General features: G+C 41.0%; 1 protein-coding gene. It reads right to left on the bottom strand.

The genetic code is table 11. The features are described from left to right. Positions 1–283, bottom strand: a 283-nt coding sequence (locus GNY06_RS04510; RefSeq protein ID WP_176589960.1) for a transposase, incomplete at both ends; no start/stop codon positions are given.

Here is a 283-nt window from a genome sequence, read left to right as displayed (position 1 = left end):
TTCTGTATTACCAGATACATTAGCTTCATCAGTGCCTGTTCTGAAGGAAAAGCACCTTTAGTTTTGGTGATTTTGCGTATCTGGCGATGTACCCCTTCAATTGGATTGGTAGTATATATGATTTTTCGTACTACCTCATCGTACTCGAAGAATGCAGAGAGATTTAACCAATTGTCCAGCCAGGATTTGCAGGTCAGGGGATATTTTTTTGCCCACTTCTCTTCAAAGGCAAGCAGCCTTTGATATCCCTGCTCTTCATTATTAGCCTTGTAGATTGGCTTCA

The organism is Elizabethkingia argenteiflava, from assembly GCF_009904105.1.
Lineage (GTDB): Bacteria > Bacteroidota > Bacteroidia > Flavobacteriales > Weeksellaceae > Elizabethkingia > Elizabethkingia argenteiflava.
Note: the sequence above shows the minus strand (reverse complement) of the source record. Positions and strands in the feature narration are given on the sequence as shown.